Below are 22,601 nucleotides of genomic sequence, written 5' to 3'. Positions count from 1 at the left end.
GAGACGTATACGGCATTGTCAGTGGTGTGGTGTGCAATGGATCTCGTGCCCGCACTGGAAGAACCATTGAAAAAGGTGCTCGGCCCCGCCACCGCGAAGGTGATGGCCGAGCATCTCGGCCTGCTCACCGTCGGCGACCTCCTGCACCACTACCCGCGCCGATACGAGGAGCGGGGCCAGCTCACCCACCTCGCCGACCTCCCCATGGACGAGCATGTCACGGTGGTCGCCCAGGTCGCCGACGCCCGCCTGCACACCTTCGCCTCGGCCAAGGCCCCGCGCGGCAAGGGCCAGCGCCTCGAAGTGACCATCACGGACGGCAGTGGCCGACTCCAGCTGGTCTTCTTCGGCCACGGCGTTCACAAACCCCACAAGGAACTCCTGCCGGGCACCCGCGCGCTGTTCGCCGGCAAGGTCTCCGTCTTCAACCGCCGCCTCCAACTGGCCCACCCGGCGTACGAGTTGCTGCGCGGCGACAGCGAGGAGGCGGTCGACGCCTGGGCCGGCGCACTCATCCCGATCTACCCCGCCACCGCCAAGCTGGAGTCCTGGAAGATCGGCAAGGCGATCCAGACCGTCCTGCCGAGCGCCCAGGAAGCCCTCGACCCCCTCCCGGACTCCCTCCGCGAGGGCCGCGGCCTGGTCGCCCTCCCCGAGGCCCTCCTCAAGATCCACCGCCCGCACACCAAGGCGGACATCGAGGACGCCCGCTCCCGCCTCAAGTGGGACGAGGCCTTCGTCCTCCAGGTCGCCCTCGCCCGCCGCCGCCACGCGGACGCCCAACTCCCGGCCGTCCCCCGCAAACCCGCCCCGGACGGCCTGCTCACGGCCTTCGACGCCCGCTTGCCCTTCACCCTCACCGACGGCCAGCAGAAGGTCACCCGCGAGATCTTCGACGACCTGGCGACAGAGCATCCGATGCACCGGCTGCTGCAGGGAGAGGTCGGTTCGGGCAAGACGATGGTGGCCCTCCGGGCCATGCTCGCCGTGGTCGACGCCGGCGGTCAGGCCGCCATGCTCGCGCCCACCGAAGTGCTCGCCCAGCAGCACCACCGGTCGGTCGTCGAGATGATGGGTGAGCTGGCCGAGGGCGGCATGCTCGGCGGGGCCGACCAGGCCACCAAGGTGGTGCTGCTCACCGGGTCCATGGGCGCGGCCGCCCGCCGCCAGGCCCTGCTCGATCTCGTCACCGGTGAGGCCGGGATCGTGATCGGCACGCACGCGTTGATCGAGGACAAGGTGCAGTTCCACGATCTCGGACTGGTCGTGGTGGACGAGCAGCACCGCTTCGGCGTCGAGCAGCGCGACGCCCTGCGCGGCAAGGGCAAGCAGCCGCCCCACCTCCTCGTCATGACCGCCACGCCCATTCCGCGCACGGTCGCCATGACCGTCTTCGGCGACCTGGAGACCTCGGTCCTCGACCAGCTCCCGGCCGGCCGCTCACCCATCGCCAGCCATGTCGTCCCGGCCGCCGACAAGCCGCACTTCCTCGCGCGGGCCTGGGAGCGGGTGCGCGAGGAGGTGGAGAACGGCCATCAGGCGTACGTCGTCTGCCCCCGGATCGGCGATGAGGAGGACGACCCCAAGAAGGCCGGGAAGAAGAAGTCCCCCGAGGACGACGCCGAGAAGCGCCCGCCGCTCGCCGTCCTCGAGGTGGCCGACCAGCTCGCCAAGGGGCCCCTCAGCGGTGTCAAGGTCGAGGTCCTGCACGGCCGTATGCACCCCGACGACAAGGACGCGGTCATGCGCCGCTTCGCCGCCGGGGAGACCGACGTCCTGGTCGCCACCACCGTCATCGAGGTCGGCGTCAACGTGCCCAACGCCACCGCGATGGTGATCATGGACGCCGACCGCTTCGGCGTCTCCCAGCTGCACCAGCTGCGCGGCCGCGTCGGCCGTGGCTCGGCCCCCGGCCTGTGCCTCCTGGTCAGCGAGATGCCGGAGGCGAGCGCGGCCCGCCAGCGGCTGAACGCCGTGGCCTCCACCCTCGACGGCTTCGAGCTCTCCCGCATCGACCTCGAACAGCGCCGCGAGGGCGACGTCCTCGGTCAGGCCCAGTCGGGCGCCCGCACCAGCCTGCGGATGCTCGCGGTCATCGAGGACGAGGAGATCATCGCGGAGGCCCGCGAGGAGGCCGCCGCCCTCGTCGCCGCCGACCCCGACCTCACCCGCCTCCCGGGCCTGCGCACGGCTCTGGACGCCCTGTTGGACGAGGAACGGGAGCAGTACCTCGACAAGGGGTGACCCGGTGCACCGGGTCACCGGCTGAGACACTGGAACCCCACCGAGCTTCACCGACGTACGGACAAGGACCGAGGACATGACCCGCGTGATCGCCGGCGCAGCCGGCGGACGCCGCCTGGCCGTCCCGCCGGGCACCGGCACCCGCCCCACCTCCGACCGCGCACGCGAGGGCCTCTTCTCCACCTGGCAGTCCCTCCTCGGCGGCCCGCTGGACGGCGAGCGGGTCCTCGACCTGTACGCCGGTTCCGGCGCCGTCGGCCTGGAAGCGCTGTCCCGCGGGGCCGGCCACACCCTGCTCGTCGAGGCCGACGCCCGGGCCGCCCGCATCGTCCGGGAGAACGTGAAGAGCCTCGGCCTGCCCGGCGCCGAGGTCAGGGCGGGCAAGGCCCATCAGGTGATCCAGACGCCGCCCGCGGAGCCGTACGACCTCGTCTTCCTGGACCCGCCGTACGCCGTCACGGACGACGATCTTCGGGAGATTCTGCTCACACTCCGTACGGAAGGCTGGCTCGCGGCCGCTGCCCTCGTCACCGTGGAGCGCAGCACCAGAGGCGGCGAATTCAGCTGGCCGGACGGTTTCGACGCGATCCGGTCCCGTCGCTACGGCGAGGGAACGTTTTGGTACGGTCGCGCCGCCTCTACGTGCGAAGACGCACGATGACCGGACCGGAGAGCGAGGGAACTCAAGTGCGCCGCGCCGTCTGTCCCGGGTCGTTCGACCCGATCACCAACGGACACCTCGACATCATTTCCCGCGCCTCCCGTCTGTACGACGAGGTCTACGTCGCGGTGATGATCAACAAGTCCAAGAAGGGCCTGTTCGAGGTCGAGGAGCGGATCGACCTGATCCGCCAGGTCACCGCCGAGTACGAGAACGTCCGGGTCGAGGCCTTCCACGGCCTCCTCGTCGACTTCTGCAAGCAGCGCGACATCCCGGCCATCGTCAAGGGCCTGCGCGCGGTGAGCGACTTCGACTACGAACTGCAGATGGCCCAGATGAACATCGGTCTGTCGGGGGTGGAGACGCTCTTCGTGCCGACCAACCCGACGTACAGCTTCCTCTCCTCCTCGCTCGTCAAGGAGGTCGCGACCTGGGGTGGAGACGTCTCCCACCTGGTCCCGCCCACGGTTCTCGAGGCCCTCAACGAGCGCCTGCGCAAGGACTGATGGGGCTAAAGTCGTCCCGTCCGTCTCCAACACAGCTGTAGAGAGTGGCGAGCACAGGTGGACGTGCAGAAGAAGCTCGACGAGATCGTGGCCACGGTCTCCGGTGCCCGGTCGATGCCCATGTCGGCCTCGTGCGTGATCAACCGCGCCGAACTGCTCTCGATGCTCGAAGAGCTGCGTCAGGCCCTGCCCGGCTCCCTCGCGCAGGCCCAGGAGCTGATCGGCGACCGCGAGCAGCTGGTCGAGCAGGCCCGCCAGGAGGCCGAGCGGATCATCGGGCAGGCACACGCCGAGCGCGGCTCCCTGATCTCCGACACAGAGGTCGCCCGCCGCTCCCAGGCCGAGGCGGACCGCATCCTCGCCGAGGCCCGCAAGGAGGCCGAGGACGTCCGCGCGGAGGCCGACGACTACGTCGACTCCAAGCTCGCCAACTTCGAGGTCGTCCTGACCAAGACCCTCGGCTCGGTGGGCCGCGGCCGCGAGAAGCTCCTCGGCACCGGACCCGGCATCGACGAGCAGGGCTACGAGGACGAGGACGCCCCCGAGCGCAGCCACGACCCGGAGACCCTGCGCCGCAGCGCCGACGAGTACGTCGACGTCAAGCTCGGCGCCTTCGAGGCGGTCCTCGCCAAGACCCTGGACGCCGTCGGCCGCGGCCGCCAGAAGCTGCACGGCCGGATCGCCAGCGACGACCTCGGTTCCCTCGCCGACGACCTCACTACCGTCCAGCACTCCAGCGACGCCGACTACCTGGCCGACCTCACCGCCCTCGCGGAGGCAGACACCTCGGCAGCCCAGGCCGCCCAGGCCGAGCAGCCCGTACCCCAGCAGTACGAGCAGCAGCCGGCCTACGGCTACCAGCAGCAGACCGCCGACCCCTACGGCTACCAGCAGCAGTACGCGGGGCAGCAGGACCAGTACGGCTACCAGCAGGCCGACCCGTACGCCTACCAGGGCTACGACGCGCAGCAAGGGGCCTACGACCCGCAGCAGGCCCAGCAGGCCCAGGGCTACGCCGAGCAGCAGCAGATGCCCGCCCTCGACGAGACCAGCCTCTTCGACACCGGCATGATCAGCGCCGAGCAGCTGCGGGCCTACGAGCAGGGGCGCGGAAACGGCTGATCAGCCCGTTCGGGAAGGGCAGGTGGCCGGGAGCGCATACCGGATTGGGCCGTGAGCGAAAGGTCCAGTATCCTGGCTCTTCGGTCGCGTGCACGTCCGCGATCAACGCTGCCCGGGAACACCGAAGGACAGCGTCCCCGAGCTCAGAAGATCGAAAGCAGGAATGGCCCTGAACGCCCGCCTCGACCACCGCAACCCTCTCGTGTTCGACACACACGAGCTGGGGCGGCGTCCTGGCGCGCTGCAGCGCCTGACCCGTGAGATCGACGCCCCCAAGGATCTCGGGATCCAGGAGGTCATCGGAGTGCCGGAAGGCGCCCCGATGAAGCTCGAACTCCGCCTCGAGTCGGTCATGGAAGGTGTGCTTGTCACAGGCACCGTCCGTGCAACGGCCAAGGGGGAGTGCGTAAGGTGTCTGGAGCCGCTCGAGCTGGTGCTCGAAGCGGACTTCCAGGAGATGTTCTCGTACCCTGACGCCGACGACCGGGGCCGCCCCAAGGCGGAGCCGGCCGACGACGCCGAGGACGACGAGGACATGCTCTTCATCGAGGACGGCCTGTTCGACCTCGAACCCGTGCTGCGCGACGCGGTGGTGCTCGCACTGCCGATGCAGCCGGTGTGCCGGGAAGACTGCCCAGGACTGTGCGCCCAGTGCGGTGCACGCCTTGCGGACGACCCGGGCCACCACCATGACGCCGTCGACATCCGTTGGGCGGCACTGCAGGGACTCGCCGGTTCACTCGAAGATGGCGAGAAGGACGACACCAGCGACGCCGAAGCGGGCGTCGACGAGAAGCAGGAGAAGTAGCCGTGGCTGTTCCGAAGCGGAAGATGTCGCGCAGCAACACGCGCCACCGCCGGTCGCAGTGGAAGGCTGCGGTCCCCAACCTGGTTGCGTGCGAGCGCTGCCACGAGCCCAAGCTGCAGCACATCGCGTGCCCGGCTTGCGGCACCTATAACAAGCGCCAGGTCCTCGAGGTCTGAGCGGCTGGTGAGAGGCACCGTGTCCACGCCAAAGAAGAACGCTCCCCGTGCCAACGGGGTCGACCCGGCGGACAACACAGCCTCGTCCCACACGCTGTTGGAAGGGCGGCTCGGGTACAAGCTCGAGTCCGCCCTTCTGGTGCGTGCGCTGACCCACCGCTCGTTCGCATACGAGAACGGCGGTCTGCCGACCAACGAGCGTCTGGAGTTCCTCGGGGACTCCGTGCTCGGCCTCGTGGTCACGGACACGCTGTACCGCACCCACCCCGACCTGCCCGAAGGCCAGCTGGCCAAGTTGCGGGCCGCGGTGGTCAACTCGCGTGCACTGGCGGAGGTCGGCCGTGGGCTCGACCTGGGTTCCTTCATCCGGCTCGGCCGTGGTGAAGAGGGCACAGGCGGCCGGGACAAGGCGTCCATCCTTGCCGACACCCTGGAAGCGGTGATCGGCGCGGTCTATCTCGACCAGGGTCTGGACTCGGCGGCGGAGCTGGTGCACCGCCTGTTCGACCCGCTGATCGAGAAGTCCTCGAACCTCGGTGCCGGCCTGGACTGGAAGACCAGTCTCCAGGAGCTCACCGCGACCGAAGGGCTCGGCGTGCCCGAGTACCTGGTCACGGAGACCGGCCCCGACCACGAGAAGATCTTCACTGCTGCCGCCCGCGTCGGAGGCGTCTCGTACGGCACCGGCACCGGCCGCAGCAAGAAGGAGGCGGAGCAGCAGGCCGCGGAATCCGCGTGGCGGGCCATTCGGTCCGCGGCGGACGAGCGCGCCAAGGAGGCGGCCGAGCGGGCCGCCCAGGACGGCGAAGGTCCGTCGTCCGTCTCCGCCTGACCGAACAAGCGCGACCCGAGCGCCCGCCCCCTTCACCGAGGGCGGGCGCTCGACTCATACACCGGATGTGAGGGGGAGCCCCATGCCCGAGTTGCCCGAGGTCGAGGTCGTACGACGCGGCCTGGAGCGGTGGGTCGCCCACCGGACGGTCGCCGAGGCCGAGGTGCTACACCCGCGTGCGGTACGCCGTCATCTCGCCGGCGCCGACGACTTCGCCCACCGTCTCAAGGGCCACCGCATCGGCACGCCCAGCCGCCGCGGCAAGTACCTGTGGCTGCCGATGGAGGACACCGACCAGGCGATCCTGGCGCACCTCGGCATGAGCGGGCAACTGTTGGTCCAGCCGCACGCGGCGCCCGACGAGAAGCACCTCAGGATCCGGGTCCGCTTCGCCGACGAGGTCGACACCGAACTCCGCTTCGTCGACCAACGCACGTTCGGCGGCCTGTCGTTGCACGACACCACCCCGGACGGCCTGCCCGACGTCATCGCGCACATCGCCCGCGACCCCCTCGACCCGCACTTCGACGACGAGGCCTTCCACCAGGCCCTGCGCCGCAAGCGCAGCACCATCAAACGGGCCCTGCTCGACCAGTCGTTGATCAGCGGTGTCGGCAACATCTACGCGGACGAGGCGCTGTGGCGCGCCCGCATCCACTACGAGCGTCCGACGGCGAACTTCACGCGCCCGCGCACCGCCGAACTCCTGGGCCACGTCCGGGACGTGATGAACGAGGCCCTCGCGGTCGGCGGCACGAGCTTCGACAGCCTCTATGTCAACGTCAACGGGGAGTCGGGCTACTTCGACCGTTCGCTCGACGCGTACGGACGCGAGGGTCTGCCCTGCAAGCGCTGCGCCACACCGATGCGCCGGCGCCCCTGGATGAACCGGTCCAGCTACTTCTGCCCGAGGTGTCAGCGGGCGCCGCGCGTCTCGTCGTAACGCTCGCGGGCCGTGAGCACGTCGTCCATCCGCCCCTCCACGAAGTGGATGAGGCCGATCAGCCGCGCGGCGACCTCGCGGCCGAGGGGGGTCAGTTCGTAGTCCACGCGGGGCGGGTTGGTGGGCTGGGCCTCGCGGTGGACCAGGCCGTCGCGCTCCAGGGCGTGCAGCGTCTGGGAGAGCATCTTCTCGCTCACGCCGTCGATCCGGCGGCGCAGCTCGTTGAAGCGCAGCGACCCGTCCTCGTGCAGCGCGCCGAGGGCGAGCGCGCCCCAGCGTCCCGTGACGTGCTCCAGGGTGCCGCGCGAGGGGCAGGCCTTGGCGAACACGTTGTACGGGAGGTCCTGCGCCTCCGAGCGCTCCTGCGTGGTGTCCATGTCCCAAGCGTACGTGAACACAGCGCTAACCGACAGGTTGCACTAACTATGAGTTAGTGCCGGCAGGGACGGGCCGCCGCTTGGGCCGCCGGGTCTAGTACCCGAAGTCCTGCGTCCACCAGGGGCCGCCCGGGCCCATGTGCACGCCGACCCCGAGCGTCTTGAAGTCGCAGTTCAGGATGTTGGCCTTGTGGCCGGGGCTGTTCATCCAGGCTTCCATCACCGCGGCCGCGTCGGCCTGCCCCCGGGCGATGTTCTCGCCGCCGAGGTCGGTGATGCCGGCCTTTGCGGCCCGGTCCCACGGGCTCTGCCCGTCCGGGTCGGTGTGGTCGAAGAAGCCGCGCTCGGCCATGTCCTCACTGAAGGCCTGGGCCAGGTCGGCCAGCGCGCTGTTCGCGGCGACCGCACTGCAGCCCACCTTCGCCCGCTCGTCGTTGACGAGCTTCAGCACCTGGGCCGCGGCGGCGGTCTCCGCGGACACCGTCACGGGGGCGCTGGTCTCCTCGGGCGCCTTCGTGGCCGCACGCGGCGGGGTGGTCTTCGGCTTCTTGCTGGGCGTGGTCTTCGGCTTCTTCGACGGCGTCTCGGTCGGCGCGGCCGACGAGGTCGAGGGGGAGGGCGTGGGCGAGGCGGAGCGGTCGGCGTCGCGGCTGGTCGACTCGTCCTCGTCACGGCTCTCGGCGCTGCCGGAGGTGCCGCCCTGCTCGGTCGCGCTGTTGGTCGGCGAGTCCGCGGCCTGCACGCTGCCGCCGTCGCTGCTGTTGCCCCCGCCGAGCTTGTAGTTCTCAAGGCCCGGCATCGCGCCCGTGGCGACCGCGACCGTGCCGAGGGCGACCGCCGCGGAGACGCCGAGCAGACCGGTCTTCACCGGCGTCACGGCGCTCCTCTTGCGGCGGCGGTGCGAGCCGGCGCGGCGGGGACCGTCGTCCGGTGTGAAGCCCTCGCCCCGGTAGAGGGCGTAGTCCTCCTCCGTGGCGAAGAGGTAGGCGTCACTCCTCGCGTTGGCCTCGGCGTGACCCTCGGGGTTCAGATAGGGAGCGATACCTATCGTCGGGTGTTCCCCCGGGTACGAGTCGTGGTGTCCGTGGCTGCCTGTGGAGAAGCCGTGCGTTTCTGTGACCCCCGTGGCGCGGCCCGTGGCGGCGCGGCCGGCGGCGGAGCGTCGGTGGCGTCCCATGTCCTTGCCTTCCTCGTCCTGGCGGTCGACGCGTCCCCCCGGTCAACCAAGCTCACAAAACTCACACGATCGAGTGAGTTTCGTATGAGATTCATTGGGTGGGGACGGTACCGCATGGCGCCAGGGGAGGAAGTGTCCCGAGAGACATTGGCCGGTTAGGTTGCACTCATGAGCGAGGATGTGCGACTGGTCGCCTGGGTGCGTGGACGGGTCCAAGGTGTGGGTTTCCGCTGGTTCACGCGGGCCAAGGCCCTGGAGATCGGCGGCCTGAGTGGTTTTGCTCTCAATTTGGGCGACGGACGGGTCCAGGTGGTCGCCGAGGGGCCGCGCTCGGGGTGCGAGGTGCTCCTCGACTGGCTCCAGGGTGACGACACGCCCGGCCGCGTGGAGGGCGTCACCGAGATCTGGGACACACCTCGCGGGGGCTACGACGGCTTCGCCATCCGCTGACCCGATTCTGTAAAACGGCCCAGCGGGAAGCGGAGGGACATGCCACTGGCAGCTGCCCGGAGCAGAAAGAGCCTGGTGGTTGCCAAGAACCGCTTGTCGTGGCAGGCTCCGCCGGGTAAGGATGATCGCCACGCTCCGAGGGCCCCGCGCACGTCGCAGCGCCGCCGTTTCCGGCCGCGCAGGACCGGGTTGCCCGCCAATACGGGGCGTGATCGTGTTGACCGTCAAACTTTTTGGTGAGACGCTGAAAGCACCCCGCGCACCTTAGCTGTTTGGCATGGAAGAACGGCAGCACGAACTCAAAAGTGTCAAGCACCGCGGGTGCGAATCCCTCACGACCCACACCGCTTCGGTCGGTCACTCAGTGTGGAGGACCATCCATCATGGCAAAGGCGCTTCTCGGTTACGTCGGCGGCTCCGACCCTCGACTCCTCGCCGAGATGCGACGGCTTCAGCAGCGCGTCCAGGACCTGGAATCCGAGCTTGTACGGATCCAGGAAGAGAACGACGCGCTCGCGGCTGCCGCTTCTCACGACAGGATCATGGAGAGCATCGACGCACACCAGGCGGAGCCCGCGCTCACCTGATCACTGCATCGCTACACGACAGCTCACGCAGTGGTTGGGCAGCCTGTATCAACCGCTAAGTTGTCAGAGTTTGCAAGGGACGCTTCGGCGTCCCTTCTTTCTTTCCCCCGCGCATCCTTTCACTCCCTTTAACGTCTGGTGTGCCCTGCACGTTCATGGGTGAAACCGTGGGTTCATGGAGTGAGACACCCCCGCGAGGTAGAGTCCAGCGCCGTGCACCTCAAGGCCCTGACCCTCCGTGGCTTCAAGTCGTTCGCCTCGGCGACCACGCTCCGGTTCGAACCGGGCATCACGTGTGTCGTGGGGCCGAACGGCTCGGGTAAGTCCAACGTCGTGGACGCGCTCAGCTGGGTCATGGGCGAGCAGGGCGCCAAGTCGCTGCGCGGCGGCAAGATGGAGGACGTCATCTTCGCCGGCACCACCGGGCGCCCGCCGCTGGGCCGCGCCGAGGTGTCCCTGACCATCGACAACTCCGACGGGGCGCTGCCCATCGAGTACGCCGAGGTCACCATCACGCGGATCATGTTCCGCAACGGCGGCAGCGAGTACCAGATCAACGGCGACACCTGCCGGCTCCTCGACATCCAGGAACTCCTGTCCGACTCCGGCATCGGCCGCGAGATGCACGTCATCGTCGGCCAGGGCCAGCTCGACTCCGTCCTGCACGCCGATCCCATGGGCCGCCGCGCCTTCATCGAGGAGGCGGCGGGCGTCCTCAAGCACCGCAAGCGCAAGGAGAAGGCGCTGCGGAAGCTGGACGCGATGCAGGCCAACCTCGCGCGCGTGCAGGACCTGACCGACGAGCTGCGCCGGCAGTTGAAGCCACTGGGCCGCCAGGCCGCGGTCGCCCGCCGGGCCGCCGTGATCCAGGCGGATCTGCGCGATGCGCGCCTTCGTCTGCTGGCCGACGATCTCGTACGGCTGCGGGAGGCGCTGCGGGCCGAGGTCGCGGACGAGGCCGCGCTCAAGGAGCGCAAGGAATCCGCCGAGCTGGAGCTGAAGAAGGCGCTCCAGCGCGAGGCGCTCCTGGAGGACGAGGTACGACAGCTCACACCGCGCCTCCAGCGGGCGCAGCAGAGCTGGTACGAGCTCTCCCAGCTCGCCGAACGGGTGCGCGGCACGATCTCCTTGGCCGACGCGCGCGTGAAGAGCGCGACCTCGGCGCCTCCCGAGGAGCGGCGCGGCCGTGACCCCGAGGACATGGAACGCGAGGCCGCCCGGATCCGTGAGCAGGAGGCCGAGCTCGAAGCGGCCCTGGAGGCGGCCGAGCGCGCCCTGGAGGACACGGTCGCGCATCGCGCCGACCTGGAACGCGAACTGGCCCATGAGGAACGGCGCCTGAAGGACCTCGCCCGCGCGATCGCCGACCGCCGCGAGGGCCTGGCCCGCCTGAACGGCCAGGTCAACGCGGCCCGCTCGCGTGCGGCCTCGGCCCAGGCCGAGATCGACCGCCTGGCCGCCGCGAGGGACGAGGCGCAGGAGCGGGCGGTCGCCGCGCAGGAGGAGTACGAGGTCCTGAAGGCCGAGGTCGACGGCCTCGACGCCGGCGACGCGGAACTCGCCGAGCAGCATGAGGCGGCGAAGCGGCAGCTCGCCGAGGCGGAGGCCGCGCTGACCGCGGCCCGCGAGGCGGCCACGGCCGCCGAGCGCAGACGGGCCGCGACCCAGGCCCGCCACGAGGCGCTGGCGCTCGGTCTGCGCCGCAAGGACGGCACGGGCGCGCTGCTCGGCGCGAAGGACCGCCTCACCGGCCTGCTCGGCCCGGCCGCCGAGCTGCTGACCGTGACCCCGGGCCACGAGGTGGCCCTGGCCGCCGCCTTCGGCGCCGCCGCGGACGCCATCGCGGTGACCACCCCGTCCTCGGCCGCCGACGCGATCCGGCTGCTGCGCAAGCAGGACGCCGGACGGGCGGCCCTGCTGCTGGCGGGGGCACCGGAGGACACCGGCCCGGCCGCCACCAGGACCGGAGCCGGTGCACCGGCAGGCTCGGTGGCAGCACCCACGAACACCGGCGGCGAGGCATGGCAGCCTCTGACGGCCGACGCCGCCTCCGCAGACCCGCGCCTCGGCGACGCGGTCCACTCCGCCGACAGCCCGCATCCTGACGCCGCGTCCGGACGGCCGCACCCCGACGGCCCTCCCCTCGCCGCCGACCTCGTCCGCGGCCCCTCCGACCTCATGCCCGCCGTACGCCGCCTGCTGCGCGGGATCGTCGTCGTCGGCACCCTCGAAGACGCCGAGGATCTCGTCTACGCGCGGCCCGACCTCACCGCCGTCACCGGCGAAGGCGATCTGCTGGGCGCGCACTTCGCGCAGGGCGGGTCCGCCGGGGCGCCCAGCCTGCTCGAGGTGCAGGCGTCCGTGGACGAGGCGGCCGCCGAGCTCGAGGAGCTGGCCGTGCGGTGCGAGGAGCTGACCGAGGCGCAGCACGTGGCGGGGGAGCGGCGCCGGGAGTGTGCCGCGAGCGTGGAGGAGCTGGGGGAGCGGCGCCGGGCCGCCGACCGGGAGAAGTCGGGCGTGGCGCAGCAGTTGGGGCGGCTGTCCGGGCAGGCGCGTGGGGCCGCGGGGGAGGCCGAGCGGTCCGTGGCTGCCGCCGCGCGGGCGCAGGAAGCCTTGGACAAGGCCCTCCAGGACGTCGAGGAACTCGCCGAGCGGCTCGCCGTCGCCGAGGAGATGCCGGTCGAAGAGGAGCCCGACACCTCGGTACGGGACCGGCTCGCCGCCGACGGGGCCAACGCCCGGCAGACCGAGATGGAGGCCCGCCTCCAGGTCCGTACACACGAGGAAAGAGTCAAGGGCCTGTCCGGACGGGCCGACTCACTCGACCGGGCCGCCCGTGCGGAACGCGAGGCACGCGCGCGTGCCGAACAACGGCGGGCCCGCCTCAGACACGAGGCGGCCGTCGCGGAGGCCGTCGCCTTGGGTGCGCGGCAGCTGCTCGCGCACGTCGAGGTCTCCCTCGCCCGCGCCGACGAGGAGCGCACCGCCGCCGAGGCCGCCAAGGCCCGCCGCGAGCAGGAGCTGGCCGCCGCCCGCACCGCGGGACGCGATCTCAAGGCGGAGCTCGACAAGTTGACGGATTCGGTCCACCGGGGCGAGGTACTCGGCGCCGAGAAGCGGCTGCGGATCGAGCAGCTGGAGACCAAGGCGCTGGAGGAGCTCGGTGTGGAACCGGCGGGGCTCGTGGCCGAGTACGGCCCGCACCAGCTGGTGCCGCCCTCGCCCCCCGCCGAGGGCGAGGAACTGCCGGAGGACCCGGAGCACCCGCGCAACCAGCCGAAGCAGTTCCACCGGGCCGAGCAGGAGAGGCGGCTGAAGGCGACCGAGCGGGCGTACCAGCAGCTCGGCAAGGTGAATCCGCTGGCCCTTGAGGAGTTCGCGGCGCTGGAGGAACGCCACAAGTTCCTCAGCGAGCAGCTCGAAGACCTGAAGAAGACCCGGGCCGACCTGCTCCAGGTCGTCAGGGAGGTCGACGAGCGCGTCGAGCAGGTCTTCACCGAGGCCTACCGGGACACGGCCCGTGAGTTCGAGGGCGTGTTCAGCAGGCTGTTCCCGGGCGGCGACGGGCGGCTGATCCTGACCGACCCCGACAACATGCTCACCACGGGCGTGGACGTCGAGGCCCGGCCGCCGGGCAAGAAGGTCAAGCGGCTGTCCCTGCTCTCGGGCGGTGAGCGCTCACTGACCGCCGTGGCACTGCTGGTGTCGATCTTCAAGGCGCGGCCCAGCCCGTTCTACGTCATGGACGAGGTCGAGGCGGCGCTCGACGACACCAACCTCCAGCGGCTGATCCGCATCATGCAGGAGCTGCAGGAGGCCTCCCAGCTGATCGTGATCACGCACCAGAAGCGCACGATGGAGGTCGCCGACGCGCTGTACGGCGTCTCCATGCAGGGCGACGGTGTGTCGAAGGTCATCTCGCAGCGGCTTCGCTAGATACGTGTCGCCTACACCGACACTGACCTGCGCGTCTCCATAGGTTCAACTCTTGAACACACTTCTCCTACTTGGTTGCCCAAAGTTCACACGGAACGAAATATTGACTTCGAAACTTGAAGGCATAGTCTCGGCAACGTTGTTTTTACCTTCAGGGGTGAGCGACGTGAAGGGCTCACCCCCACTCCGGCAGCGTTGCCGGTGGCCCGAGGAGTACACGTGACCAGCACAGCGTCGGCACCCAAGTCAGGAGCCGCTTCGGCTCATCCCGATCATCTCGGGCATGTCATCTTCATCGCGGCGGCGGCCGCGATGGGCGGTTTCCTCTTCGGCTACGACAGCTCCGTGATCAACGGCGCCGTCGAGGCCATCCGGGACCGCTACGACATCGGCTCCGCGGCGCTGGCCCAGGTCATCGCCATCGCCCTCATCGGCTGCGCCATCGGCGCCGCGACCGCGGGTCGCATCGCCGACCGCATCGGCCGTATCCGATGCATGCAGATCTCGGCCGTCCTCTTCACGGTCAGCGCCGTCGGCTCGGCGCTCCCCTTCTCGCTGTACGACCTCGCCTTCTGGCGTGTCATCGGCGGCTTCGCCATCGGCATGGCCTCCGTGATCGGCCCCGCCTACATCGCCGAGGTCGCCCCGCCGGCCTACCGCGGCCGGCTCGGCTCCTTCCAGCAGGCCGCGATCGTCATCGGCATCGCGATCTCCCAGCTGGTCAACTGGGGTCTGCTGAACGCCGCCGGCGGCGACCAGCGCGGCAAGCTCATGGGCCTGGAGGCCTGGCAGGTCATGCTCGGCGTCATGGTGATCCCGGCCGTCCTCTACGGCCTGCTCTCCTTCGCGATCCCCGAGTCCCCCCGCTTCCTGATCTCCGTCGGCAAGCACGAGCGGGCCCGCGAGATCCTCGAAGAGGTCGAGGGCAAGAGCGTCGACCTGGACGCCCGCGTAGCCGAGATCGAGCACGCGATGACCAGCGAGCACAAGTCCACCTTCAAGGACCTGCTCGGCGGCTCCTTCTTCTTCAAGCCGATCGTCTGGATCGGCATCGGCCTGTCGGTCTTCCAGCAGTTCGTCGGCATCAACGTCGCGTTCTACTACTCCTCGACGCTGTGGCAGTCGGTCGGCGTCGACCCGACGGACTCGTTCTTCTACTCCTTCACGACGTCGATCATCAACATCGTCGGCACCGTGATCGCCATGATCTTCGTCGACCGCGTCGGCCGCAGGCCGCTGGCCCTCATCGGCTCCGTCGGCATGGTGATCGGCCTCGCGCTGGAGGCCTGGGCGTTCTCCTTCGACCTGGTCGACGGCAAGCTGCCGGCCACCCAGGGCTGGATCGCCCTGATCGCCGCCCACGTGTTCGTGCTCTTCTTCGCCCTGTCCTGGGGTGTGGTCGTCTGGGTCTTCCTCGGTGAGATGTTCCCGAACCGGATCCGCGCCGCCGCCCTGGGTGTGGCAGCCGCCGCGCAGTGGATCGCCAACTGGGCCATCACCGCGAGCTTCCCGTCGCTGGCCGACTGGAACCTCTCCTTCACCTACGTGATCTACACGGTCTTCGCCGCGCTCTCCATCCCCTTCGTCCTCAAGTACGTCAAGGAGACCAAGGGCAAGGCGCTGGAGGAGATGGGCTGAGCCTCGTACCGAGGCCCTCGCACTCGAGGAGCCGGGCCAAGTCCCCGCTGCCCGCTCCTCGACACCCGTAAGACGTACTGCCCCGGCTCACCCGGCCCTCACGGTCCGAGCCGGGGCAGTACGTTCTCGCAGAACAGCCGCAGGCTGCGCCACCCCTCGTCCACCGGCATCCCGCCCGCCAGCGGATGCAGGACGAGGTTGTCCAGCCCCTGGGCCACGCACTCGTCGGGCGTGAGGATCCGGTACACGCCCTCGGCACGCAGCTCGTCCACCGTCGTGGCCGCCGACCTCACCGCCGAGCGGATGTCGCCGGACTGCCAGGAGGCGTACGTCCGGGCCTCGTGCAGGAAGTGCTCGCCGTACCCGGCCCACGCCTCGTCCGGGTCCTCGGCGAGGTGGATCAGGGGAGTCTCGGCGGCGGGCATCATGGTCCAGCCCTCGGTGCCGTACTCCACCAGCCGCTCCTTGTAGTACGCCTCCAGCTCCGGCAGATGCGCGCTGGGGAAGAACGGCAGTCCGAGCCGGGCGGCCCGGCGGGCGGCCGCCTTCGAGGACCCGCCCACCAGGAGCAGGGGGTGCGGGTCGGAGTACGGGCGCGGGGTGACCCGTACGGTACGGCCCCGGTACGCGAAGGGCTCGCCCGTCCACGCCTTCAGCACCGTCTCCAGCAGCTCGTCCTGGAGCCGCCCCCGCCGCTTCCACTCCACGTCGAACTGCGCGTACTCCTCGGGCCGGTATCCGATCCCGGCGACCGTCACCAGCCGCCCGCCGCTCAGCAGGTCCAGTACGGCGATGTCCTCCGCCAGCCGCAGCGGGTCGTGCAACGGGCCGATGACCGCCGAGACGGTCACCGCGATCCGGCGCGTGGCCCCGAAGACCCCGCCCGCGAAGGCGAACGGCGAGGGCAGCCAGTTGTTGTCGACGCCGTGGTGCTCCTCGGTCTGCACGGTGGTGATCCCATGGTCGTCGGCGTACGCGGCCATCTCCAGGGCGGCCCGGTAGCGGGCGCCGAGCGAGGCGGGGGTGGCGCCGGGCTCTACGAGGTTGAAACGGACGACCGTGACGGGCATGGGAGCCCCCTTCGCCGGGTGGGTGGGGTGCCGGTGCGGGGGGAGATTAGCTGACGGTTCGTCAGGTAACCAGGGGTAGGGCCCGCTGCCGTTCCGTGCCCCTTCCGTGCCCCGTTCGGAGGCGCGGGCGACGGACCTGGCGGGGAGGGGTCACGCATACTGGAGCCGTTATGGAAACCGTCATCCTTGCTGTAGTCATCGCCGTGGTCCTGCTCGGTGTGCTCGGCGGGCTCGTCGTCGGCAGCCGGCGCAGGAAGCCGCTGCCCCCGCCGCCGCCCACCGCCCCCGACATCACCGCCCCTCCGGCCGAGCCGCACGTCGGCGACGAGGCCGAGACGCCGCGCGACGAACCGCGCCGGACGATAGAGGAGGTGGACCTCCCGGACGGCTCGGCTCCCGTCGTCGTGGAGGAGCCTCCCTCTGTCGAAGCCCCCCAGATCGAGATCCCCGAGCCGACCGAGGGCCGCCTGGTCCGTCTGCGCGCCCGCCTCTCCCGCTCGCAGAACGCCCTCGGAAAGGGCCTGCTCACGCTGCTCGCGCGCGAGCACCTCGACGAGGACACCTGGGAGGAGATCGAGGACATCCTGCTCACCGCCGACGTCGGCGTCACGCCCACCCAGGAGCTGGTCGAACGCCTGCGCGAGCGCGTGAAGGTGCTCGGCACCCGCACGCCGGAGGAGCTGCGCGCCCTGCTGCGCGAGGAGCTGCTCAAGCTGGTCGGCACCGACGTCGACCGCACGGTCAGGACCGAGCCGGAGGCCAGCAAGCCCGGCATCGTGATGGTCGTCGGCGTCAACGGCACCGGCAAGACCACCACCACCGGCAAGCTCGCCCGCGTCCTGGTGGCCGACGGCCGCAGCGTCGTGCTCGGCGCCGCCGACACCTTCCGGGCCGCCGCCGCCGACCAGCTGCAGACCTGGGGCGACCGGGTCGGTGCCCACACCGTGCGCGGCCCCGAGGCCGGCGACCCGGCCTCCGTCGCCTTCGACGCGGTCAAGGAGGGCAAGGAGATGGGCGCGGACGTCGTGCTCATCGACACCGCCGGGCGCCTGCACACCAAGACCGGCCTCATGGACGAGCTCGGCAAGGTCAAGCGCGTCGTCGAGAAGCACGCCCCGCTGGACGAGATCCTGCTCGTCCTCGACGCGACGACGGGCCAGAACGGTCTCGTGCAGGCCCGGGTCTTCGCCGAGGTCGTCGACATCACCGGCATCGTCCTCACCAAGCTCGACGGCACGGCGAAGGGCGGCATCGTCGTCGCGGTGCAGCGCGAGCTGGGTGTGCCGGTCAAGCTGGTCGGCCTGGGAGAGGGCGCCGACGACCTGGCGCCGTTCGAGCCGGAAGCGTTCGTGGATGCCCTTATCGGCGAGTGATCTACCCTACGAAAATTGGTACCCACGAAGAAGCGCCCGCCCCCGAGGTGCAGTCGGGGACGGGCGCTTCGCTGTGTACGGCTATGCGCGCGACCGGTGTGCCACGTAGGCCAGCGTCCCCAGCAGTAACCGCGCCGCCGGCGGCTTCGTCGCCGTGTCCAGTGACGGCGGCCGCAGCCAGCGTGCCGGACCCAGCCCGCCCCGGTCGGACGGCGGAGCCGTGATGTGGGTGCCGGGGCCGAGGCCGTGCAGGTCGAGGGAGGTGGGGTCGTCCCAGCCCAAGCGGTAGAGGAGCTCGGGGAGTTCGGCGGCGGCGCCGGGGGCGACGAAGAAGTGGGCGCGGCCCTCGGGGGTGGCGGTCACCGGGCCGAGGGGGAGGCCCATGCGCTCCAGGCGGAGCAGGGCGCGGCGCCCGGCGGGCTCGGCCACCTCGATCACGTCGAACGCCCGGCCGACCGGCAGCATCACCGCGGCGCCGGGGAACTCCGACCAGGTCTTGGTGACTTCGTCGAGGGTCGCGCCGGCCGGGACGGGTGGCGCGAAGTCGAGAGGATGGGCGCCCGGGGCGGCGCAGTCCGCGCGCCCGCACGAGCAGGCGCCCGCCGAGGCGCGCGCCCCCGGGACGACGTCCCAGCCCCAGAGCCCGGTGAACTCGGCGACGGTCGTGCACTCCGACGAGCGGCCGCGCCGACGTGAACCGGAGCGGATCTCCCGGATGCCGCCGATCGTGAAGCCCATGCCCCCTCCAACGTGTCCGGCGTGCCGGTGGTTACGCGACGAACGCGAACTGTGACTCTCCGTTGCCATTCCCGGTGTCACGTCCGGGTCATGGCGGCGCTCGGAAGCACCCTGGGTGGTGCGCTCACCAACGCGCGCCCCTGAGTGCATCGCTCCGCCCACTCCCGGCCATGCTCTGTCAAGTGAATCGTGTGGAGGCGGGCGTGAGTTCATTCGAAGGGGTGGCGAATGGTGGCGTTTCCGGGATCGCCATGGCTGGACGCGTGATCGTAGGATTACTTTGAGTGCATGAGGCCTGGGGGCACATGCACTCGCGGGTATGCCGGAGGCAACTCGGCTTCCTGTTCGAAGGGTGGCAACCGCCGGACGGACGGCCGTATTTACCGGCATTCTGATAAGGCTTGGCGCACTCAGTGACAAGTGGTCTCAGGGATGGGGGCGTTCCAGTGAGCGGCAACGGCGGTAGCGGGACGAGCGCGGCAAACGCAACGAACGCTGACAAGCGCCCCAATGAGCTGCTCACTTCGTGGTTCGTGCGCAGCGGCTGGTCCAAGGGCGAGCTCGCCCGCCAGGTCAACCGCAGGGCCCGCCAGTTGGGCGCCAACCACATCTCTACCGACACCTCGCGCGTACGCCGCTGGCTGGACGGCGAGAACCCCCGCGAGCCGATCCCCCGGATCCTGTCCGAGCTGTTCTCGGAGCGGTTCGGCTGTGTCGTCTCCGTCGAGGATCTCGGCCTGCGCGCCGCCCGCCAGTCACCCTCCGCGACCGGCGTCGACCTGCCCTGGACGGGCCCGCAGACGGTGGCCCTGCTCAGCGAGTTCTCGCGCAGCGACCTGATGCTGGCGCGGCGCGGCTTCCTCGGGACCTCGCTGGCCCTGTCCGCGGGCCCGTCCCTCATCGAGCCCATGCAGCGCTGGCTGGTGCCCGCGCCCCCGTCCCCGCACCAGGAGCCCGAGCCGTCCGGGTCCTCGGCGGCGGCCCGCCGCGGCCGGCTCTCCAGGCCCGAGCTGGACCTCCTCGAGTCGACGACGGTGATGTTCCGCCAGTGGGACGCCCAGTGCGGCGGCGGCCTGCGCCGCAAGGCGGTCGTCGGCCAGCTGCACGAGGTGACCGACCTCCTCCAGGAGTCACAGCCCGAGGCCACCGCCCGCAAGCTCTTCAAGGTCGCCGCCGAGCTCGCGGAACTGGCCGGCTGGATGTCGTACGACGTCGGGCTGCAGCCCACCGCCCAGAAGTACTTCGTCCTCGCACTGCACGCCGCCAAGGAGGCGGGCGACAAGCCGCTCGGCTCGTACATCCTGTCCAGCATGAGCCGCCAGATGATCCACCTCGGGCGGCCCGAGGACGCCCTGGAACTGATCCACCTCGCGCAGTACGGCAGCCGGGACTGCGCGAGCCCGCGCACCCAGTCCATGCTGTATGCGATGGAGGCCCGCGCCTACGCCAACATGGGGCAGCCCGGCAAGTGCAAGAGGGCGGTCCGGATGGCCGAGGACACCTTCGCCGACGCCGACGAGTGGGACGAGCCGGACCCCGACTGGATCGGCTTCTTCTCCGAGGCCGAGCTGTACGGCGAGAACTCCCACTCCTACCGCGACCTCGCCTATGTCGCCGGTCGCAGCCCCACCTACGCCTCCCTGGCCGAGCCCCTCATGCAGCGAGCCGTCGAGCTCTTCGCCGAGGATTCCGATCACCAGCGTTCGTACGCACTCAATCTGATCGGTATGGCCACGGTCCACCTGCTCCAGCGGGAGCCCGAGCGGAGCGCGCAACTGGCCTCGCAGGCCATGCTGGAAGCCAAGAAAGTGCGCTCCGAGCGGGTCAACACTCGTATTCGAAAGACGGTCGACACGGCTGTACGCGATTTCGGCGATCTCGCCGAGGTCGTGGACCTCACCGAGCAGCTCGCCATCGAGCTCCCCGAGACCGCCGAGGCGGTCTGAGATCCCAGGAGAACCCCTGAACCCCGGCCGTGGCCGGCCCTCCCGAACTGCCCGACTCGGCTCCCCCATGCCAGGTCATCGGAAGGCCGGCCGCGGCCGGTTTCTTTCCTCGACCGAAGGTTGCGCCACGATAACGATCGACTCGGCCCCTATCCGCCAGTTCATCGACGCGTAACACGCCAGGCGCCTTCGTCACGGCGGCGAAACAATGAGGGGCTTCCATCGAAACGGCGCTGCGCCAATCTCATGGCGCATAACCGGCCCATCCCTGGAATCCGCTCAGGCTTCGCCCGCACGGGGCCGTACCAACGACGAGGAGACGCCGATGGCACCAGCAGCCATCACGCTCGCCGCAGAAGCGCCCACGCTGTCTGCCGCCAACACGGGCTTCATGCTCATCTGTTCTGCCCTGGTGCTGATCATGACCCCGGGTCTCGCCTTCTTCTACGGAGGCATGGTCCGGGTCAAGAGCACTCTGAACATGCTGATGATGAGCTTCATCAGCATCGGGATCGTCACCATCCTGTGGGTGCTGTACGGCTTCTCCATGGCCTTTGGTACGGACTCCGGCAGCATCATCGGCTGGAACTCCGACTGGGTCGGCCTCAGCAACATCGGTCTGACGGAGCTGTGGGACGGCTACACCATCCCGATCTTCGCGTTCATGGTCTTCCAGATGATGTTCGCCATCATCACGCCCGCCCTGATCAGCGGTGCGCTCGCGGACCGCGTGAAGTTCACGGCGTGGGCGCTGTTCGTCGCCCTGTGGGCCACGGTCGTCTACTTCCCGGTCGCGCACTGGGTCTGGGGCGCCGGCGGCTGGGCCTTCGAACTGGGCGTGATCGACTTCGCCGGTGGTACGGCGGTCCACATCAACGCGGGTGCCGCGGCACTCGGCGTGATCCTGGTCATCGGCAAGCGCGTCGGATTCAAGAAGGACCCGATGCGCCCGCACAGCCTCCCGCTGGTCATGCTCGGCTCCGGTCTGCTGTGGTTCGGCTGGTTCGGCTTCAACGCCGGTTCGTGGCTTGGCAACGACGACGGCGTCGGCGCGCTGATGTTCGTCAACACGCAGGTCGCCACCGCCGCCGCCATGCTGGCCTGGCTGATCTACGAGAAGATCCGCCACGGCGCGTTCACCACCCTGGGTGCCGCTTCCGGTGCCGTCGCGGGCCTCGTCGCCATCACCCCGTCGGGTGGTGCCGTCTCCCCGCTCGGCGCGATCGCCGTCGGTGTCATCGCCGGTGTCCTGTGCGCCATGGCCGTGGGCCTGAAGTACAAGCTCGGCTACGACGACTCGCTCGACGTCGTCGGCGTCCACCTGGTCGGCGGTGTCGTGGGCTCCCTGCTGGTCGGCCTCCTCGCCAGCGGCAAGGGCCAGTCCGAGGTCCAGGGCCTCTTCTACGGCGGCGGCATGACCCAGTTCTGGAAGCAGTGCGCCGGTGTCTTCGCGGTCCTCGCCTACTCGCTGATCGCCTCCGCGATCCTCGCGTTCCTCATCGACAAGACGATCGGCATGCGGGTTCCCGAGGACGTGGAGGTCGCCGGTATCGACCAGGCCGAGCACGCCGAGACCGCATACGACTTCAGCGGCGCCGGCGGTGGCTACGACCGCAGCGCCGTCCCGGCCCCGCCCGCGTCTGAGTCCAAGAAGGTGGACGCATGAAGCTCATCACCGCCGTCGTGAAGCCTCACCGGCTCGACGAGATCAAGGAAGCCCTCCAGGCCTTCGGGGTCCACGGCCTGACGGTCACCGAGGCGAGCGGATACGGTCGTCAGCGGGGTCACACCGAGGTCTACCGCGGTGCCGAGTACACGGTCGACCTGGTCCCCAAGATCCGCATCGAGGTGCTGGCCGAGGACGACGACGCCGAGGGTCTCATCGACGTCATCGTCAAGGCGGCCCGCACCGGCAAGATCGGTGACGGCAAGGTCTGGTCCCTCCCGGTCGAGACCGCCGTACGGGTCCGCACCGGCGAGCGCGGCCCGGACGCGCTCTGACAGAAGAACAGAACAG

The 22,601-nt window shown here is 70.0% G+C and carries 20 protein-coding genes; 16 read left to right on the top strand and 4 right to left on the bottom strand.

Features of this window, described 5'->3' with window-relative positions; all coding sequences use genetic code 11:
- The first annotated feature begins 36 nt into the window (after window positions 1–36).
- The 8 genes from recG to mutM all read left to right on the top strand — a co-directional run bounded on the left by recG (window position 37) and on the right by mutM (window position 7,292).
- Window positions 37–2,244, top strand: a complete 2,208-nt coding sequence (gene recG / locus AC5P09_RS05450; protein ID WP_493872697.1) for an ATP-dependent DNA helicase RecG — start codon at window positions 37–39, stop codon at window positions 2,242–2,244.
- Between the two features lie 76 nt (window positions 2,245–2,320).
- Window positions 2,321–2,905, top strand: coding sequence for a 16S rRNA (guanine(966)-N(2))-methyltransferase RsmD (rsmD, locus tag AC5P09_RS05445; protein WP_493872696.1), 585 nt, complete (start codon window positions 2,321–2,323; stop codon window positions 2,903–2,905).
- 26 nt (window positions 2,906–2,931) lie between these two features.
- A complete protein-coding gene (gene coaD / locus AC5P09_RS05440; protein WP_493872784.1) occupies window positions 2,932–3,411 on the top strand; it encodes a pantetheine-phosphate adenylyltransferase in 480 nt (159 codons plus the stop codon).
- A gap of 57 nt (window positions 3,412–3,468) precedes the next feature.
- Window positions 3,469–4,533, top strand: coding sequence for a F0F1 ATP synthase subunit B (locus AC5P09_RS05435; protein WP_493872695.1), 1,065 nt, complete (start codon window positions 3,469–3,471; stop codon window positions 4,531–4,533).
- Window positions 4,534–4,696: 163 nt separating this feature from the next.
- The gene (locus AC5P09_RS05430; RefSeq protein ID WP_388350748.1) at window positions 4,697–5,341 is read left to right on the top strand and encodes a YceD family protein; all 645 of its coding nucleotides are present in this window, start codon (window positions 4,697–4,699) and stop codon (window positions 5,339–5,341) included.
- 2 nt (window positions 5,342–5,343) lie between these two features.
- Window positions 5,344–5,517, top strand: coding sequence for a 50S ribosomal protein L32 (gene rpmF, locus AC5P09_RS05425; protein WP_033321093.1), 174 nt, complete (start codon window positions 5,344–5,346; stop codon window positions 5,515–5,517).
- Window positions 5,518–5,536: 19 nt separating this feature from the next.
- The gene (gene rnc / locus AC5P09_RS05420; protein ID WP_493872694.1) at window positions 5,537–6,349 is read left to right on the top strand and encodes a ribonuclease III; all 813 of its coding nucleotides are present in this window, start codon (window positions 5,537–5,539) and stop codon (window positions 6,347–6,349) included.
- Window positions 6,350–6,431: 82 nt separating this feature from the next.
- A complete protein-coding gene (gene mutM / locus AC5P09_RS05415) occupies window positions 6,432–7,292 on the top strand; it encodes a bifunctional DNA-formamidopyrimidine glycosylase/DNA-(apurinic or apyrimidinic site) lyase (protein ID WP_493872693.1) in 861 nt (286 codons plus the stop codon).
- Here the strand turns inward: mutM and AC5P09_RS05410 are convergent.
- Both AC5P09_RS05410 and AC5P09_RS05405 read right to left on the bottom strand, forming a co-directional pair.
- Window positions 7,265–7,669, bottom strand: a complete 405-nt coding sequence (locus tag AC5P09_RS05410) for a winged helix-turn-helix transcriptional regulator (RefSeq protein ID WP_493872692.1) — start codon at window positions 7,667–7,669, stop codon at window positions 7,265–7,267. The genes mutM and AC5P09_RS05410 overlap by 28 nt on opposite strands.
- A 94-nt stretch (window positions 7,670–7,763) precedes the next feature.
- Window positions 7,764–8,846 carry a CAP domain-containing protein gene (locus tag AC5P09_RS05405; protein WP_493872691.1) on the bottom strand — a complete coding sequence of 361 codons (1,083 nt, stop codon included), beginning with the start codon at window positions 8,844–8,846 and terminating at the stop codon, window positions 7,764–7,766.
- A gap of 168 nt (window positions 8,847–9,014) precedes the next feature.
- Between AC5P09_RS05405 and AC5P09_RS05400 the strand changes: the two genes are divergently transcribed.
- The 4 genes from AC5P09_RS05400 (at window position 9,015) to AC5P09_RS05385 (ending at window position 15,457) form a co-directional block, all read left to right on the top strand.
- Window positions 9,015–9,296, top strand: a complete 282-nt coding sequence (locus AC5P09_RS05400) for an acylphosphatase (protein WP_266433321.1) — start codon at window positions 9,015–9,017, stop codon at window positions 9,294–9,296.
- A 383-nt stretch (window positions 9,297–9,679) separates the two neighbouring features.
- Window positions 9,680–9,883, top strand: coding sequence for a hypothetical protein (locus tag AC5P09_RS05395; RefSeq protein ID WP_217234679.1), 204 nt, complete (start codon window positions 9,680–9,682; stop codon window positions 9,881–9,883).
- Window positions 9,884–10,096: 213 nt separating this feature from the next.
- Window positions 10,097–13,819: an AAA family ATPase gene (locus tag AC5P09_RS05390; protein WP_493872690.1), complete on the top strand. Its 3,723-nt coding sequence runs from the start codon at window positions 10,097–10,099 to the stop codon at window positions 13,817–13,819.
- Between the two features lie 219 nt (window positions 13,820–14,038).
- Entirely contained in the window at window positions 14,039–15,457 is a 1,419-nt protein-coding gene (locus AC5P09_RS05385; protein WP_266433315.1) for a sugar porter family MFS transporter, read from the top strand.
- A gap of 98 nt (window positions 15,458–15,555) precedes the next feature.
- On the opposite strand, the gene AC5P09_RS05380 is transcribed toward AC5P09_RS05385, so the two are convergent.
- Entirely contained in the window at window positions 15,556–16,527 is a 972-nt protein-coding gene (locus tag AC5P09_RS05380; RefSeq protein WP_493872689.1) for an LLM class flavin-dependent oxidoreductase, read from the bottom strand.
- 170 nt (window positions 16,528–16,697) lie between these two features.
- On the opposite strand from AC5P09_RS05380, the gene ftsY reads away from it, so the two are divergent.
- A complete protein-coding gene (ftsY, locus tag AC5P09_RS05375; protein ID WP_307677541.1) occupies window positions 16,698–17,900 on the top strand; it encodes a signal recognition particle-docking protein FtsY in 1,203 nt (400 codons plus the stop codon).
- Between the two features lie 81 nt (window positions 17,901–17,981).
- Here the strand turns inward: ftsY and AC5P09_RS05370 are convergent, their stop codons facing one another.
- Window positions 17,982–18,638, bottom strand: coding sequence for a bifunctional DNA primase/polymerase (locus tag AC5P09_RS05370; RefSeq protein WP_493872688.1), 657 nt, complete (start codon window positions 18,636–18,638; stop codon window positions 17,982–17,984).
- Window positions 18,639–19,084: 446 nt separating this feature from the next.
- On the opposite strand from AC5P09_RS05370, the gene nsdA reads away from it, so the two are divergent.
- The 3 genes from nsdA to AC5P09_RS05355 all read left to right on the top strand — a co-directional run bounded on the left by nsdA (window position 19,085) and on the right by AC5P09_RS05355 (window position 22,585).
- Window positions 19,085–20,584: a transcriptional repressor NsdA gene (nsdA, locus tag AC5P09_RS05365; RefSeq protein WP_493872687.1), complete on the top strand. Its 1,500-nt coding sequence runs from the start codon at window positions 19,085–19,087 to the stop codon at window positions 20,582–20,584.
- A gap of 325 nt (window positions 20,585–20,909) precedes the next feature.
- Window positions 20,910–22,250: an ammonium transporter gene (locus AC5P09_RS05360; RefSeq protein WP_493872686.1), complete on the top strand. Its 1,341-nt coding sequence runs from the start codon at window positions 20,910–20,912 to the stop codon at window positions 22,248–22,250.
- Window positions 22,247–22,585: a P-II family nitrogen regulator gene (locus AC5P09_RS05355; protein ID WP_006379495.1), complete on the top strand. Its 339-nt coding sequence runs from the start codon at window positions 22,247–22,249 to the stop codon at window positions 22,583–22,585. Before AC5P09_RS05360 ends, AC5P09_RS05355 begins: the two co-directional genes overlap by 4 nt.
- Window positions 22,586–22,601: the final 16 nt, after the last annotated feature.

This window comes from Streptomyces sp. a15, from assembly GCF_059026085.1.
Note: the sequence above shows the minus strand (reverse complement) of the source record. Positions and strands in the feature narration are given on the sequence as shown.